1 tRNA gene is annotated in these 245 nt (G+C 55.1%); it reads left to right on the plus strand.

Annotated features, from left to right (window positions below):
* Positions 1 to 129 precede the first annotated feature (129 nt).
* Positions 130 to 206: transfer RNA gene (locus tag SB751_RS34130), tRNA-Pro, on the plus strand.
* Positions 207 to 245: the final 39 nt, after the last annotated feature.

Consider the following 245-nt stretch of genomic DNA (forward strand, 5'->3'; position numbering starts at 1 on the left):
GGTTTGTCAAATTAATTTATGCTTCAACTATATAGGTGTCAATCAGGGGATCGCCGGGCATGGCCGTGGCGAGCAGGGCATCGGGCCGTTGCACGGTGATGCGCCGGTATCTGGTATAGTTGCGACCCTCGGGGCGTAGCGCAGCCTGGTAGCGCATCTGCTTTGGGAGCAGAGGGTCGTGAGTTCGAATCCCACCGCCCCGACCAAAAAAATCAAAGGGTTAGCTCAATGACATTGAGCTAACC

The sequence above is a fragment of the Cupriavidus sp. SIMBA_020 genome (genome assembly GCF_046535395.1).
In the GTDB taxonomy this organism is placed as follows: Bacteria; Pseudomonadota; Gammaproteobacteria; order Burkholderiales; family Burkholderiaceae; genus Cupriavidus; species Cupriavidus campinensis.